Genomic DNA, 15,119 nt, shown 5'->3' with positions numbered 1-15,119 from the left:
TAAGAGATAGATTTTAAAAAATACTATCTCTAGAATAATTTTCACATTGTCTTCATTATGATTCCACCAGAAAAAATTAAAATTTCTCATTGGGTAGTTATGGGCGATAGCCTCTCTGATATCGGATGTACCGCCAGACGTTATCTTTTAGGAATCATACCGTTAGCTTCTTTTTGTATTTTAACTAAATCACCCAACGGACGATTTACTGATGGTTTTACTTGGTCTGAATATTTTATTAGTTCAATTTTATATGATAGTGAGTTAACCCAGCCTCGTGTTTCTCCATTATTATCAAGAGCTATAGAATTTAAGCCTAACTTAGATAAAATGATTCCCGAAGCTGAAAAAATCTCACCATTAATTAATAGCAACAATCATAACTCTATTACAATTAGTACACAATTTGATGATTACCCTTATTTAAACTATCAAGGTTACGAAGATTTTGCGCGGATTTATGCTGAAGGCGGAACCACTTCAAAAGATTATACAGGAAGACCTAGTAAAAGTATTAGTCGATTTTTTAGTCGGATTATTTTAAAAAATCTTAATAGCTTGCGCAAGGATTTATATCATTGGGATCAAAGTAGGAATATTACCCCAATACAAAAAAGTCAAACGATGATTATTGAGTGGACAGGTGCTAATGACCTAACTACTGTTAATTTAATACCAACTCAAAAAGAAGCACAACAAGCGGTACAAGCAAGAATAAAAAATATAAAAAAATTAATTGAACAAGGTTACAGGCATTTTGTTTTATTTGATTTGCCTGATTTAAGCTTAACACCACGTTTTCAGTATAAATCTAAAGAGGATCGTGCTCAAGCACATGCATGCTCAGAATTTTTTAACACTACTTTAGCCAAAGCCTGTCAAGATTTATCCGAAATTTATCCTTATTGCTCAATTGGCCTACATGATGTTAATAAACTCTTAATTAAGGTATTTGAAAATCCTAAGTTTTATGGTTTTGAAAAAAGCTTAAGGAAAGAGAGCTATACTGCAAGAAAGTCACCTAAACCGGCGGATAGCTACATTTTTTGGGATGATGTACATCCCTCTGACCATATGCATAGATTAATTGCCAATGATTTTAGGCAAAAAATTCAAAGTAAATATTGCTTTGTTTCACCCGCTATAATCGACAAAAAAACAATTGAAGACCCTATTACTGTTTCTGAGGAACAATTATTATCTTCTTTTCAAAAAAAATACCTGGCAAAGTTAAATAAAGATAGGCATAAATTTGGTTTGTTTAGGCGTTCTAAGATAGAGCCTGATAAAGCATCATTGTCAGAGATTTTCTATCACGGACTTTTTGGTGAGGGTTATAGAACGTGTCAAACTTTGAAATCCTTACGATGGATTGACGATAAGGGAAATATAAACTTAAATAGTCTTGCTTTGAAAAAAGCTTGGTTACAAGCTAATTCATTGGCAGCAACTAAACCTTCATTTTTTTTATCTATTTTAAATCATCCTGTGACTCAATTAGCTGCTATCTTCTTGTTGATAGGAGGCGTCATTGCCTTAACTATAGCGAGTTTTGGATTAGCTGGCGTGATTGCTGGTATGAGTGGAATAGCTCTAGGAGCCTCTGTAATAAGTGGTACAGGTAGCATCTTGTGTGGAGGAGCTATGCTGCGGAGTTCATTTTTTAATAAAGAAAAAGTAATTGCAAATAATGGATTAAATTCAACGAATTTAAGTACTTCATATTTAGGATTAGCAGTGAGTTAAATTATTACATCAATTGCTTAATTGAATTTTCTAAGCACAAAACTATTTATTATTAGGATTCAATAAATATTATTTTATAAAAATAAATCAAGCTGCAGGATTTTAAAGCTATGTGCCAGAACTTAAGAAATGCTATCCAGCGGTTGGCAGCTAATTTTTATTCGTTTAATGAAACTACTTTTATCTCCTTGTAAGCTTATTTCATAAGTAATTTATTGGTAACCTTTTTTATTCCTGTCAATTAATTTAATCTTAAATATAATAATCAACGATTGTAATTAACACGTCAATTTATCTCGGGTTTATCTTTAATAACTATGCTACACGAATCCTAATCTTATATAAAAACGTTAGTGTGAGTTTTGTCATATGCTGATTGCTACTTATAATGATAAGCTATATCAAAATGGACTGTGCGTCGTTTTGCTATCAGGCCAAATAATGCCACTTACTCCTAAACAAGAATTTATAGATTTCAGATTAATTTTTGCTTTTCTAGTAGAATAATCAAATGAGGTTAAAACTTAAGCCTGGTAAATTATTCATGATTATTCAGCGTACAAAATAGAGTCATTTTATCTGCTCCTATGGTATTATGAGTCACAAAATCTTTTATCTTGGCGTACCTAATCTTAATTGATGTAAGAAATTCAATGATACATCCACTTATATAGTTATAATGAATACATATAATTTATCAGTTATTGATTTAGCTATTCCCTCACCCAAAGTAGGAAGCATTGATACTTATTCAGGTTATAGCCTTACGTCCAAGCTTGCTATCAAAGCGCACCAAGATTTTCAATCCCAGCAATTGAAACGGCATTCTAATTATACGCCAGAATTAAGTATCGCCCACACCATTTCTCATCAACACTGCCTTTTTAATATTTCAGGAAGAATAGACGGCGTTTATCAAGAAGAGACATTGCGAATTGAGGAAATTAAAACTGCTTTTGAGCCTCATAAGTTAATTGAAGTATTGTCAGAAAATTATTATAGCCACCCTTTTTGGCTTCAGCTTCAAACCTATGGCTACATTCATTGGTTAAAAAACAAAACTATTCCCAAACTTAATTTATTAATCCTGTCATTACGAAATAAAAAAACCTACCCGCTGGTTTTAGACTTTAATAAAGATGCTTTTGAAAATTGGCTTAGCAGCCGTTTAAACGAATTGGTTTTAGAAATTAAAGAATCTAAACAACGAATCAAGTGGCGTAAAAAGCAAAGTAAAAAATTGGTTTTTCCTTTTGAACAGCCTCGACCACACCAAAATGAATTAATGGAATCGGTAATTAGCGCTATGGCTGTTAAAAGACAAATGCTTATTCAGGCCCCAACTGGCCTTGGCAAATCGATTGCCATCTTATATCCCACCCTAAAAGAATCATTAAAACGTGGTCAAAAAACGTTCTACCTTACGCCGAAAAATACCCAACACCAAGTTGCTTTAAAGGCAGTACACCTTCTGCAAAATAAGGGCGCTTCATGCACGTCATTAGTCCTTACGTCCAAAAAAAAATTGTGTATGAAAAATGAGCCAATTTGCACGAGCAAACAATGTGAATTTGCCGAAAATCACTATACTAAATGCACTGCACATGAGTTGTTGCATCAGATTCAAGAACACCAAAACCTAGATGCGTCCTTTTTTAAAGACCTCGCAAAAACCTACCAAGTCTGCCCTTATGAGTTACAAATGGAGAGCATTCCCTTCTCTGATGTCGTCATTGGCGATTACAATTACGTTTTTTCTGCCACCAATACGCCTGAACGAATAGTAGGTTTTCAATTAGGAGAGAAGGAAAAACCTAATTTAGTCATTGATGAGGCGCATAATTTACCCAGTCGAGGCATGGATTATTTCTCACCAGTTCTTGAGGTAGAGTTCTTTAAGACCTACTTATATGAGCTTGATAAATACCCTCAGGCCTTTCAAAAAAAGCTGAAAGAAATTTTAAATCAATGTATTGCTACCATTGAGGGCTGTGCTCTTCCTAATGTCTATGAACCCCATCTGACGAAAGCGCCAGAAGCGTTATTTAAACGGCAAGAGGAATGTCTTAATCAATTGCTCACAGACTACCTGGAATCAGATTTAGCGATTGAGCCTAACGATCTCATTTTAAAGCTCGTTAATTATTGGTCAGATTTCACTGCAGCTCTTGAGTTCGTGAATCAAGGACGTGAGGAGTTTTTTATTTCCTTTAATCCTAAACGCCATGCTTTAAAAATTAGTTGTTGTGATGCCTCCAGTTTTCTAAAAGAACATTACAGTCATTTTGAGCAAATAATAGGCTTTTCAGCTACCCTTAAGCCGTTTGATTATTACAGTCGATTAATGGGCTTAAATACTTCCCATCTACATACTGAGGAGTTTTCTTCTCCTTTCTTACCTACAAACCGCAAATTGCTGCTCATTCCACAAGTATCTACAAAATACCGCTATCGACAAGCAAATAGTTCAAAAATTATTGAGGTAATCATTCGTCTATCAGCATTAAATCCTGGTAATTATTTTGTTTTTTTCCCAAGCTTTGAATTTTTAGACCAGGTTTTTTCACGAATGCCTTTTCTCTCGTCATTTACGCTGCTTCGCCAAGAGCGGCGAATGGAGGAAAAAGAAAGTAAAAATCTTTTGAAACAACTTCATCTAAACGATAAAAATCATTTGTTTTTTGCAGTGCAAGGAGGAATGTTTGCGGAAGGCATTGATTACTTAGGTAGATTGGCCATTGGCGCTTTTATCATAGGTCCGCCTCTCCCCTCTTTTAATTGGGAACGAGAGCAAATGAAACAGTATTATGAGACTCATTATAAAGAGGGGCAAGCGTACGCCTACACCTATCCTGCGATGGCAAAAGCAATTCAGGCAGCAGGAAGGGTTATACGTAGCGAAACCGATAAAGGTTTAATTGTATTGGTGGATAATCGTTTCCTTCAGTCTAACTACAGTCAGTGCCTGCCTAAAGATTGGTTTGCTCAAAGTCCGAAAGAGCTTGTCTCAAGGTCAATTTTAAAGGATGTGCAGTTATTTTGGAGTCAAGAAGAAAACATTCAAACTTTGCATCTTAAGAATAATAAAAAAACTATGAAGAACTAAGCATAAATGACTGAATTAGCCCAAAAAAAAATTCTTATCGTGGATTGTCAGACGACTGGAATGCACCCCAGTACAGGCTATTTATTACAAATAGGCTGGAGTATTGTAGAGCCTTCTACGTCGCAAACTTTTGATATTGAAAAATGGACTTTAAAGTTACCTAACGAGGAGTTGATTCCTGGCAAAATTAAAAAAATGCTTCGTCTTACCGAGGCAGAACTTTCGCAAAGTGTCGAGCCCAAAACGGTATTTGACAAATTTCAACAAGTTTTAAAAGAGCTCGGTTCTGATCCTATCGTCATTGCGCATTACGCTCAGTTTGAAAAAAACTTTTTAAGCCAGTTTTATTTAGAGCAGGTGCAAATGAATGAATTAAATTTTAAATTAATTTGTTCTCAAAAAATAGCAAAACGACTATTACCTCACTTACCTAGCCATAACTTAAAAGCTGTGGCAGGGTTTTTTAAATGGCCTAATACGCCTAAAAATGACATTCATTCCCATGTATCCATGACTATTCATGTGTGGCAACAGCTTTTACCTAAGCTTCTTATGGCCAATGTATCCTGTTATACAAGTCTTCAAGCATGGTTAGCCACAAAAGGTCTTAATAAAAAAAACGTGCATTATGAATACAATATCGAGCGGTTACAAAGACTGAAACTATCGGCTAAACCAGGTGTATACCGAATGCTAGCTGAGGATGGCACTATTTTATACATTGGTAAGGCTACCTCTTTAAAGGCTCGAGTTAATTCCTATTTTCGCGGTGTCAAAAATAGAGATCGACGCAAATTAGAAATGTTAGCCCAAGTTTGGAATATCGAAACCATAGAATGTAATACCCCTTTGGAAGCGGCCTTACTTGAATCCGATGAAATTAAAAGATGGTCGCCATCCTACAATGTTTTATTAAAATCAGAGAGTCGAAGACTGATTTTTTATAATTACGACTATAACAAATACTCTGAAAACAAAGATTCTATCTACTTCAATGGACCTTATAAGCCTTATGACGCCATTGTGATGATTATAGAATTATTTAATGCATTTAAAGCACAATTAACTATTGATTATTTTGATGATAGCCTTAGTCCTGAAATAATGAATAAGGCATTGATACTTTTTTTTAGTACTTATGGTATAGAGAATCCTGCGATTGAGAAGCTATGTATGAGACAGCTATTTCTTATTGGTTATAAGCTATTAAAACAATTTGAAAGCATGCATGGAAAAGGTTCATTTCAAAAAAGGTGGGCCCAAGAAAAAAAGAAAAATCTCGAAGAAGAGTTGGTTTTGGAAGAAAAAATAGCCCGAAAAATTGCGCGTATGCTTATAAGGGCGGCGGAGGCAAAACGCAAAAGCAGAAGGATTATGCGTTTATATAATTCAACTTTTATTATCCAATCCACTCAGGAAAAATTAACAGTGATAAATGGGGAGTTAATGGATAAAGCAACTATTACACCTATACCTTTTAATTTGTTTCATTATGACCGCTTATCTATTTTGTTATCGGCTCTAGAAAACAAAACCATCGACTTAGTTCCACACTTCTCTCTTAAACATCATTTATAAATCAAACAAAGTTAATTTTCTTATCTCAATAATCTTTTCTTGTTGTAGTTTAATTTAATCACTAGAAATTGGACAGAACGGCATTTTCGTAAATAGCCTTAATGATTTAACCAGGTATTTTTGGGATACTACATGAGAAGATTTCAATATCATTTTATGTTAGTACACCTTTGTCCAATGAAATACAATGGCAAGTAGCTATGGGGTTTCCATAAAATTGGCTAGAACCTCCTCTTTGGAAATGAGTAGTTTTAAATTAAAATTGACTGCACTAGGTTTTCATAGAGTAGGTAGACAAGCAATTACTCTTAAATAGTTTTTTAATTAACAGGTATAATTAGATAGTTCTTCTTTCTCGTTTATTAGTCTTTACTTCTTTGTTATTGATTGTGGGCGCTGCCAATACGCAGCCGCCGAAAACCTTTACGCAAGCTAAGAAACAGCTACGTGTTCTTTTTGCTCTGCAACGTGAAACGTTGTATTGCCGATGTCGCTTTGATGCCCGACTTCAAGTTAACTTAAAGAGTTGTAATATGGAGTCTGCGGCTAAATTTAAACGGGCAGAGCGTATTGAGGCTGAGCACACGATGCCTGCTGAAAATTTTGGTAATCACTTTGCGTGCTGGCGTGAGCCCCTATGCATTAAGAAAAATGGCAAACGTTACAAGGGAAGAAAGTGTTGTGAAAAGAGTGATAAACTGTTTAGTCAAGCGGAAGGTGAGCTTTACAATCTTTGGCCTGCAGTAGGCCTTGTTAATCAAGCACGCTCTAATTATCGTTATAGTATATTAGAAAACCATACTCTTTTTTATAGCTGTCCCATTACGATTGACAAAGCGTCTTGACGAGTTGAGCCTGCAGATTTCGCAAAAGGCATTGTTGCGCGTGCTAATTTATTCATGTCTGAAAATATGGTATTGAGCTACGTGAAGCCCAGCAAAATCTTTTTATCGCTTGGGATAAACAATTTCCCCCAGAGGCGCATGAAAATGGTGGGCAGCAGCTGTTGCTAAAATAGAAGGCTATCCGAATCCTTATATCACCAATCACCCGTTAAAAACGAATGGCTCTTTAGCAAAATAATTTTTGTTACCCAGGTTAATAAAACCATCAAAGAAGGATAAATTAATCTTATTTTGCCAGATTTTAGAGGGACAAGCTTGTTTTGTAATTAATAGAGCACCTGGGCATGATGTTTCCTAAGTCTAGTAATGAATGACTGCTTTCAAGCAGTTTTTTGTTTTCTTAACAAGATGGGAAGGATAAAAAACATCATTGTGGGCTAGTTCTTCATCTTTGGCAGACTAAATTGATTAGAATAAGTCTGCCATTAGATTAACTTAGTTAAAAATTTTATAGTAACTTACTTTTTATAAGCACAATTATTGTTAGTTACTTCTGCTATTTCATCAGCCATTAATTCTAATGCTTCTACTGAAGGCTTAGTCCTACCTTGTGTCATCTGGCTAACTCTTGCTGAAGGGTTATAGTTTTCAATATTATGTTCGAACAAGCTTCCTTTTGGTTCAGCAGGATGCTGCTTAAAAAATCCTACTCTTGAAGAAGAGGCTAAGTCTTCGGAATTATTAGCGACTGGATAAAAATAAATTGAACCATTCGATGATTCTAGAGCCAGGTGAGTAGAGCCATCTGATAACTCGATATATTTTCTCTTCATAGTATTTAACCCAAATTTAAGGTAAACACATTGTACTATTAGATTAAAATTTAGTCAACAAGTAATTTAAGTGGATAATCTGTGTGTCTGTCATTTAACTTTTGATTGTATGAAGGATAAAAAGAGTTAAATGACCACTGCCCTATTTAAGGCCTAATTTCTAAATAATTACCTTATAAGTCATTTCTAAAGGTGTTAAGATCAATTTTTATTTCTAGAGTATTATTTCATGTCAGAAAAGAGTCGTGGCACCGTAAAGTGGTTTAAAGAGGATAAGGGCTTTGGTTTCATTGAAAGCAACGGTAAAGATTACTTTGTTCATTTTAGCGCTATTCTAAGCAGTGGTTTTAAAACCCTTTCAGAAGGTGCTGCTGTGTTATTTAAACCTACACAAGGTAAAAAAGGACCGCAAGCTGAAGAAGTTGAGGTTATTTAATAGATTTTGGATATAGCCATTCGTTAGCTTATTTTTTACTTAATCATTAAATTTCAATTTGAAAGACGTGTGGCAAACCGTACACGTCTATACAGCTTGCGGGTATCCTTAGTTACCAGATTAATTAAATAATTACCGCTTCTAAAAATGGCGTAGTATATAATTTCTTAAACTGTTAATTTAGCTTCACTTAACGCAATAAAGTGCATTAGAAATAATCAGCTAATGCTTGTCCCTCAAGTCGCAATTCAATCAGCTGCCCAAACCACCATGTCTCATTTAAATCAATTTTTAATAACAAAAAATCATCCGTTGTTGTCTGATATTTAATAAAACAATTACCCTGCTCTTGGTAGATTTTATTAAGAATAAGACCATATTCTTTAAAATAAACTAATCCATAGCATGACTTTTCAGGCCTAATTTCTGGGTTAATGAGGACGAGACTTTGATTTGGCCACACTGGGTAAAAGCAAACTTTAATGTGGCTTTACAACGTACCGTGATGGAGCTGCAAGGCATTCCTGCTTGCCTCTTGAAACCATTGCACCTAAAAAAAGTCTCGTTGCGTCATGCTCTTTCGGATTGCCGCAAACTCATTTGATAGCCATTGAAGAAGCGATTAGTCATCACTGCGCCACCGCCTGGGTAAAGCTTCGTAAGCAAGGATTGGCCGCTCATTACATGTCTATCTTTCTCCACACCAATCGTTTTGATGAACATCTTAAACCCTACTCTAAATCCATCAGTTTTCGCCTAATTAATCCGACCGATGATATAAGACAATTAACCGCATGTGCTAAACACGTGTTAAGCGCCTGTATAAAGAAGGTGTCCCGTATAAGAAAAGTGGCATTATGCTCGCTGAACTAACGTCTAAGTCACCTGCGCAAATGGATTTATTTAATTAGCCTTCGGATGCCATACTGGCTAAATCTGAAAAACTAATGAGACTCATTGAGTCTATTAATAAACGGTATAGCGCACGTTCAATCCGACTTGCTACCGAAGGCTTTTAAAAGCAATGGACGATGAAGAGAGAGATGAAAGGCCCTAGTTATACAACGTGTTGGACTGAGTTACCTGTCGCTAAAACATAAGAGTAAGATTAATATTTTTTAGCACATTAACTTAATGGCTATTTATCCTTAATCCACCCTCAACGTTTAAGCCACACTCTCTACATTAATTAGCAAATCTAAGCCTTCTCGATTCTATAAATACTGCTCGCTATGAAATTGGCGCCATCTGAATAGTTAGAGGTTTAGTCGAACGCATTTGTAATTCTAGTATTCAATCAACTTAGATTAAATTATAAACGAATGTCGTTTTTGCAACAGAGCCATATTAATTTTGAAAATTCAACGCGGTCATATTAGTTAATAGATCATTGGCCTATGCTTGTTTAACAGCAAAACTATTGGCTGTTGAGGCAATAAACAAAACTAACCATGAATAGAGACGTAATAACTTCACCGATTTGTCCTTGTTTGAGGTCAAACCTCACCATTAAAAAAAGAAAATGATGAGGCTCATTCATTCTATTAATTTGGCGTAACAATATTGAATCAAAAATCAAAGGTATCAATAAAACTTAATAATTGATTTAATGCATCTTTCTTACCTTCAGTTTTTATCTCATTAGTATCTATAGCTTGTTGCAAAATCTTATTTTTAAGGATAATTTGATTCAATGTTTCTCTATTTGGCGTTATCGTTGCATCCGCTTGATTCGATTGGATAAACCTTCAATGTGATGTAAACTACCATTGTTAAGCTCAACCACGTATTGCTTATTGATATCGGGGAAAACAAAATTCATAGTAAGGGTTGTATTAGCTGCTTTCTCACCATTGAGTTTAACGGCAGTGTAGAATTAATGAGCCGTTTAAGTTTGCCATAGTCAGATTCTAAGCGGTTATTACGGTATTTAATTTGCAAATGTCTAACCTGTGGCGCTAAATTTCCTTTCTTCTTCAATTCTTTAATAGCCTGATTATACGCTAGATTCTTGTCTGTATTGATGAATATAAATCAAGTTGATATATGACTTTTCATCTAAGTTGCATACTTTGTATTTTTTATGATTAGTTTGATTAAGTTGACGATAGCCAATTAATTGCTAAAATAGCTGGTCGGTTTTTATTATTGATGAAGAAATTATGTTTGGTAAAAAAGAGTTAACCTTTAATTTTGATGCTCAAGCGATGCGTATCGCTACAGCTAAAGCTGTTATTGAGACAAAATTAAGCAAAGAGTTTAAACTACATCCGGCTCTGTTGGCATTAAATCCACTTAAAAATAAATTAGACGAAGAAAAGAATCCTAATAAAAAAGAAGCAGCAAAAAAGATGATTTGTGCTATGGAGAGTGCAATTTTATTTCAACTAGCCTCACTTCAAGGTTTAGGGAATATTCATGAAATATCGCCCCACCATATTTCGACCTTAATTTATCTTCAAGAATATAAAGAAAAACCTAATTTTAAACAAGAATTTGATGCTGCTGTAGCTCTAGCCAGACCTATTTTAGATGAACAATCGGGTTGGAAAAAAGCTATTGATTACATTGCTAATATTATTCTTAAGCTAGATATATTTTCAAAAGAACCTAGCAAAAAACATTTTTCCTTTTTTGCTCCACCTAATCGATTCGAAGCAGAAATTGAAAAGGTTGAGGAAGAGATTGAGTTAAAGTTAAATACTTAATTGAGCATATATAAATTATTACTTACTATCGGCAAAAGATGTATAGGGCTGATAGAGCTATTCAAGACCTACTTATAATTTCGCCGTGAGCAGCGTACCATTCTTCATTGGCACACCTATCGCGCAAAATGCGCTTTTAATTGATGCAGGCCTCCAGGTGGCAAGGTTCAATAATAACCTATTTATCGGTCTCTTATGTTGACCGGTATAGTAACCAGGTCACTGATGATGGGGTGATTGCACGCCTGACTTGGCACTTTGCTTAATCACTTAATGTTGCGCCAGAGCTGATAGAAAGGCTAAGGCACAAAGGCCTGCCTAACCCCTGTACATACTTATGAACCTTTTTCAAATTATCATTTTAGGTGAATATCTTCCATTGGTCTTCGCTGAACCTCGACCAGTGCTTTCTTAGGTTTTAAAGCTGGCGCGCTTTGGCGAGATTCAAGAAAATACAGTGTCTATGTTTTAACCCCACTTAATTATACTTATAATAATTTACCCTTTTCAGAATCCGTAGCGACACCAAGTGCTGGTTTGCAAGCTGGCCTAGATGTTCTATTAAGACAAGGATTTTCTCTTAAATTATTATTAGAGCTTGTCTATTCAGGGCCTATTAAAAGTAATCAGAGTATTGTTCAACTGCCTAATCCACTTGGCTTAACCCGTATTATTGAGTTTCAAGCTATTTAGCCTTGAAACTCAAAACTAAATGGCACTTATTACTTATCGTATTCAACATGAATAAGAAAAATGGACTAAAATTACCTCAATTGTATGAAGATTAGTAACACACTATTGGGATTAATCATATGTTTTACAAAAATCAACAAGTAAAAGATAAGGTTTCGCAAATTATTACGGTGCTTAGAAGTTTTTTTCACGAGAAGAAGCTTTGCAAAATGGATTAGCGGCGAAGAGCCTGCAAACCGTGATTAACGCTGCCCGGATTACAGCAGATGCTCTTATTAGATAGATAAATCAAGTAAAAGATAAGGTTTCGCAAATTACGGTGCTTAGAAGTTTTTTTCACGAGAAGAAGCTTTGCAAAATAATGGATTAGCGGGCGAAGAGGCCTTGCAAACCCGTGATTTTACCACGCTGCCACCGGAGATTTTACAGCAGATTGCCTCTTATTTAGATAATCCAAAAGATGTGGTGAGATTATTTCAATTATCAACCGCTTTAAATGAGATCTTTTCTAATGAGGCCTTTCTAAAAGAAATTGATTTTGAAAAAAATTATCTCCAATACCAAGATACTCGTAATGAGAATATTATCAAAACTATGCCGGGTCCTAGTGCCAATAAATCACCTGATGCAACATTGAATATTTTACTTTATAGCTTAGAAAACAAAAAAAATATGAGCGATGTTAAAAATTTATATTACAGTGAAACGAATGATTTGGACAAAAAAAATGATTTCGCCAACCACCTTCTTCGTAGTGATGATAAACGACCAATTGATTTATGGCATGGTATAAATTTTGATTTCACTTCTCAGCCTGGCTGGGGAGTAATGGTTTTTGACACCTTTCTTTATACTGGAAAGAACGGACATATAAGACACGCCCATGCTATCCTTATTTTTCCGAAAGACCAAGCAGAAGCAGAACAAATGATAAAAGAAATTCGAGCCGTTACTGCAGATAAATCCATTTATATTAAAACGGAAAATGGGAATGACTATAAAGAACTTTTAGGACCTCATATTTATTTAATTAGCAGAAAACATCATGATGTTCGAGAAACCTTAACTCATATTTTAGTTTCCGAATTTAGAGTAGCAAACCAAGCGCAAGAGAATTTACAGAATATGCCCACGCTTAAATGAACAATACCTTAATCTATATTGGATACATTCTTCAAATAGGGCTCACCTCTAAAGCAAGGTATTTTCAGTCGAAAAATCCACTCAGTCAAGCGCAAGAAATACTCAAAGAAGATAATGAAGATACCAATATAAACGCTATTACTTAATAAAACAGAAAACTATTTTTAATAGCACCATCTTAATTTAAATAATTCACCCAATACTTTATTGTGTTAGTTATTGTCTAAAATAACCAACATTTGCCTAACCAATAATAAATTATTTAATAAAAATCATTAATAATTACTTTGTTTTAAGCAAACGAATACTTTAGCTAGTTAAGGGTCTTAATAATGATGATTTATAAATTAAGAATGGTATCTAATTATCTCATAAGGTCAAAATACCTTTTTAATTCCTACGGTGATAGGGTAAGACAACATGGGACCATTTTCACCACCAATAATACGGGTTAAGCCAAGCGATGGGACGATACTCTGATTACTTTTAATAGGCCCTGAGTAGACAAGCTCTAATAATAAGTTAAGAGAAAATCAAAGGCTATATATTAAATCAGAAGTCGTTTAAAACATCATTTTTTGGAGACAATACATGATTAGATTAGTTAGTTATGCTTAGGGCAATATAATTAGAAATGGCTATTTTTAAGTAGGCCAGCCTAGCGCCAAAAGCGCTTTGGCCAGAAATAGGTTAGCAATCTATCATTTAAGATTTGATATCATTGTATTACTTGCATGATTAGATTCGCTTTGATTATATTGATGAGGGCGGTGATGAAAAAAAGAAGCTATATGAGATTTAATAGACTGTTTGGGCTCAATAGGTAAGGAAGAGTCAAGTAACATTTTCTTAGCCTGCAAAGAAGCAATAAATTCTTTATATCCATCAAATTTAGAGGTAATTTCATTTTGAGTAGATTTATCGGTAAATAAATCAAGCGTCATCCAGAGTTGAAAATTGATATCTGTCTGCTTTAACATATTAGATAAATACTTATCAAGAAAATTTGACTTTTTACTATTTGTCCAGTTTTCATCCCAACTCTTTAATAACCTGCTTGTATTAAAGTCTAACTGAGGGAGAGAGGATTTTGCCTTATCAGAGGACTGCTCATTTATCGCTTCTTTCGACAAGCCAAAAGCAAGTATATCAAAAAGAAAAACAGTCGACTGTACTGATAACTCATAAAGAATTTCATTATATGGCGATTTAATGTCAGTTAAATTTTTTATAAAAAATGCCATACAGTCTCGAATCGCAATTTGTAAATTTATCGAGTAATCATTATAGTTTTCACCTGCCTCATAAAACATATCAAGCACTTGAAGCATCTTATCGATTAGTGATTTATATTCTGCGCTTGTGGCGGTGAATTTCTGGGTAAACTCTTTGGTACTTAAGCTGAAATTTGTACTTGCATTAGAGAAACTATTGTTGATTCGTGTTGTTTTACAAAAACTAGTGTGGGAATAACTTCTATCTTCTGAAATTTCTATCTCTTTTTCTTCTTCTAATGTTTTCTCATGCAACTCAAAGTGATATTTTCTATCAAGATTTACTTTACCTTTGTAAAATTTATTATTTAAAATGGTCTGATAAATCGCATCCCTCTCGCATTCTACGCCGTTAACAAAGTATTTTGTCCATTCTATCCGTATAGGCTCAACAAGATTTGTTACAGTTTTTGTTATAGTTTTTGGCATACATCTTCCTTTATACATAAAATAAAAAGTGCATTTAAATAAAATAACATTATATAGTTAAATCATTATAAATGAATCCGATTATTTTAGAGCCGTAGAGTATATGGTGTTGCAAAAATAAGAGGGTTGTATACTAATTGAATTTAGCTGGTTCTTTCTATAAGTTTTAAAAATCCTGCTGATTTCAAATGGCGCCATTTTCATGGTACCGTGATTTTGCAATGCGTACGCTGGTATTGTAAATACGGGATTGGTTATCGAGATGAAGTAGCCTTCATCAATGCGCAGTTCGGCATTTACAGTTGAGATCCACCTAAATTTAACGTTT

15 protein-coding genes and 2 pseudogenes are annotated in these 15,119 nt (G+C 34.5%); 11 read left to right on the top strand and 6 right to left on the bottom strand.

Going from position 1 to position 15,119, the window contains the following annotated elements; genetic code table 11:
* The first annotated feature begins 57 nt into the window (after nucleotides 1-57).
* The 4 genes from DYE47_RS15765 to DYE47_RS16465 all read left to right on the top strand — a co-directional run bounded on the left by DYE47_RS15765 (nucleotide 58) and on the right by DYE47_RS16465 (nucleotide 7,275).
* Nucleotides 58-1,746 carry an SGNH/GDSL hydrolase family protein gene (locus DYE47_RS15765; protein WP_115304393.1) on the top strand — a complete coding sequence of 563 codons (1,689 nt, stop codon included), beginning with the start codon at nucleotides 58-60 and terminating at the stop codon, nucleotides 1,744-1,746.
* Between the two features lie 679 nt (nucleotides 1,747-2,425).
* Nucleotides 2,426-4,852 (top strand): ATP-dependent DNA helicase, encoded by a 2,427-nt coding sequence (locus tag DYE47_RS15760; protein WP_115304392.1) that lies wholly within the window; start codon nucleotides 2,426-2,428, stop codon nucleotides 4,850-4,852.
* Nucleotides 4,853-4,858: 6 nt separating this feature from the next.
* Nucleotides 4,859-6,430: a GIY-YIG nuclease family protein gene (locus DYE47_RS15755; protein WP_115304391.1), complete on the top strand. Its 1,572-nt coding sequence runs from the start codon at nucleotides 4,859-4,861 to the stop codon at nucleotides 6,428-6,430.
* Nucleotides 6,431-6,807: 377 nt separating this feature from the next.
* On the top strand, nucleotides 6,808-7,275 hold the full coding sequence (locus tag DYE47_RS16465; RefSeq protein WP_242604276.1) for an endonuclease: 468 nt from the start codon (nucleotides 6,808-6,810) through the stop codon (nucleotides 7,273-7,275).
* A 518-nt stretch (nucleotides 7,276-7,793) separates the two neighbouring features.
* Here the strand turns inward: DYE47_RS16465 and DYE47_RS15745 are convergent.
* The gene (locus DYE47_RS15745; RefSeq protein WP_115304390.1) at nucleotides 7,794-8,108 is read right to left on the bottom strand and encodes a hypothetical protein; all 315 of its coding nucleotides are present in this window, start codon (nucleotides 8,106-8,108) and stop codon (nucleotides 7,794-7,796) included.
* A gap of 229 nt (nucleotides 8,109-8,337) precedes the next feature.
* On the opposite strand from DYE47_RS15745, the gene DYE47_RS15740 reads away from it, so the two are divergent.
* Complete coding sequence (locus tag DYE47_RS15740; protein ID WP_115304389.1) at nucleotides 8,338-8,544, top strand: cold-shock protein; 207 nt, start codon at nucleotides 8,338-8,340, stop codon at nucleotides 8,542-8,544.
* Nucleotides 8,545-8,752: 208 nt separating this feature from the next.
* Here DYE47_RS15740 and DYE47_RS15735 read toward each other — a convergent pair whose 3' ends face one another.
* Nucleotides 8,753-9,007 carry a hypothetical protein gene (locus tag DYE47_RS15735; protein WP_115304388.1) on the bottom strand — a complete coding sequence of 85 codons (255 nt, stop codon included), beginning with the start codon at nucleotides 9,005-9,007 and terminating at the stop codon, nucleotides 8,753-8,755.
* Between the two features lie 65 nt (nucleotides 9,008-9,072).
* Here DYE47_RS15735 and DYE47_RS16690 point away from each other — a divergent pair, with 65 nt between their 5' ends.
* Nucleotides 9,073-9,417, top strand: a complete 345-nt coding sequence (locus DYE47_RS16690; RefSeq protein WP_115304387.1) for a DinB/UmuC family translesion DNA polymerase — start codon at nucleotides 9,073-9,075, stop codon at nucleotides 9,415-9,417.
* Between the two features lie 155 nt (nucleotides 9,418-9,572).
* Nucleotides 9,573-9,644, top strand: a pseudogene (locus DYE47_RS16685) (DUF4113 domain-containing protein); the annotation flags it as partial.
* A 468-nt stretch (nucleotides 9,645-10,112) separates the two neighbouring features.
* Here DYE47_RS16685 and DYE47_RS16535 read toward each other — a convergent pair.
* Genes DYE47_RS16535 through DYE47_RS16455 form a run of 3 tightly spaced genes read right to left on the bottom strand, consistent with a single transcriptional unit; the run spans nucleotide 10,113 to nucleotide 10,524 of the window.
* Complete coding sequence (locus DYE47_RS16535; RefSeq protein WP_278043883.1) at nucleotides 10,113-10,238, bottom strand: alkyl sulfatase C-terminal domain-containing protein; 126 nt, start codon at nucleotides 10,236-10,238, stop codon at nucleotides 10,113-10,115.
* Nucleotides 10,239-10,255: 17 nt separating this feature from the next.
* The gene (locus tag DYE47_RS16530; protein WP_115304385.1) at nucleotides 10,256-10,366 is read right to left on the bottom strand and encodes a hypothetical protein; all 111 of its coding nucleotides are present in this window, start codon (nucleotides 10,364-10,366) and stop codon (nucleotides 10,256-10,258) included.
* Nucleotides 10,363-10,524 (bottom strand): transposase, encoded by a 162-nt coding sequence (locus tag DYE47_RS16455; RefSeq protein ID WP_242604278.1) that lies wholly within the window; start codon nucleotides 10,522-10,524, stop codon nucleotides 10,363-10,365. The genes DYE47_RS16530 and DYE47_RS16455 overlap by 4 nt, the downstream gene beginning before the upstream one ends.
* A 182-nt stretch (nucleotides 10,525-10,706) precedes the next feature.
* Here DYE47_RS16455 and DYE47_RS15705 point away from each other — a divergent pair, with 182 nt between their 5' ends.
* The 3 genes from DYE47_RS15705 (at nucleotide 10,707) to DYE47_RS15700 (ending at nucleotide 13,088) form a co-directional block, all read left to right on the top strand.
* Nucleotides 10,707-11,252: a hypothetical protein gene (locus tag DYE47_RS15705; RefSeq protein WP_115304384.1), complete on the top strand. Its 546-nt coding sequence runs from the start codon at nucleotides 10,707-10,709 to the stop codon at nucleotides 11,250-11,252.
* Nucleotides 11,253-11,789: 537 nt separating this feature from the next.
* Complete coding sequence (locus DYE47_RS16155; RefSeq protein WP_160149930.1) at nucleotides 11,790-11,945, top strand: hypothetical protein; 156 nt, start codon at nucleotides 11,790-11,792, stop codon at nucleotides 11,943-11,945.
* A 351-nt stretch (nucleotides 11,946-12,296) separates the two neighbouring features.
* Entirely contained in the window at nucleotides 12,297-13,088 is a 792-nt protein-coding gene (locus DYE47_RS15700; RefSeq protein ID WP_115304383.1) for an F-box protein, read from the top strand.
* Between the two features lie 701 nt (nucleotides 13,089-13,789).
* Here the strand turns inward: DYE47_RS15700 and DYE47_RS15695 are convergent.
* Nucleotides 13,790-14,791, bottom strand: a complete 1,002-nt coding sequence (locus DYE47_RS15695) for a hypothetical protein (RefSeq protein WP_115304382.1) — start codon at nucleotides 14,789-14,791, stop codon at nucleotides 13,790-13,792.
* A gap of 159 nt (nucleotides 14,792-14,950) precedes the next feature.
* On the opposite strand from DYE47_RS15695, the pseudogene DYE47_RS15690 reads away from it, so the two are divergent.
* A pseudogene (locus DYE47_RS15690) lies at nucleotides 14,951-15,055 on the top strand (IS6 family transposase); the annotation flags it as partial.
* Between the last annotated feature and the right edge of the window lie 64 nt (nucleotides 15,056-15,119).

It is taken from the genome of Legionella beliardensis (assembly GCF_900452395.1).
In the GTDB taxonomy this organism is placed as follows: domain Bacteria; phylum Pseudomonadota; class Gammaproteobacteria; order Legionellales; family Legionellaceae; genus Legionella_C; species Legionella_C beliardensis.
This window is presented reverse-complemented; position numbering and strand designations above follow the sequence as displayed.

What these genes read in the sequence shown, in the direction of transcription:
- DYE47_RS15740 (WP_115304389.1), top strand. Translation starts at nt 8,338, where the DNA reads ATGTCAGAAAAGAGTCGTGGCACCGTAAAGTGGTTTAAAGAGGATAAG.
- DYE47_RS16530 (WP_115304385.1), bottom strand. Translation starts at nt 10,366, where the DNA reads ATGAATTTTGTTTTCCCCGATATCAATAAGCAATACGTGGTTGAGCTT.
- DYE47_RS15760 (WP_115304392.1), top strand. Translation starts at nt 2,426, where the DNA reads ATGAATACATATAATTTATCAGTTATTGATTTAGCTATTCCCTCACCC.
- DYE47_RS15765 (WP_115304393.1), top strand. Translation starts at nt 58, where the DNA reads ATGATTCCACCAGAAAAAATTAAAATTTCTCATTGGGTAGTTATGGGC.
- DYE47_RS15745 (WP_115304390.1), bottom strand. Translation starts at nt 8,108, where the DNA reads ATGAAGAGAAAATATATCGAGTTATCAGATGGCTCTACTCACCTGGCT.
- DYE47_RS15755 (WP_115304391.1), top strand. Translation starts at nt 4,859, where the DNA reads ATGACTGAATTAGCCCAAAAAAAAATTCTTATCGTGGATTGTCAGACG.
- DYE47_RS15695 (WP_115304382.1), bottom strand. Translation starts at nt 14,791, where the DNA reads ATGCCAAAAACTATAACAAAAACTGTAACAAATCTTGTTGAGCCTATA.
- DYE47_RS15705 (WP_115304384.1), top strand. Translation starts at nt 10,707, where the DNA reads ATGTTTGGTAAAAAAGAGTTAACCTTTAATTTTGATGCTCAAGCGATG.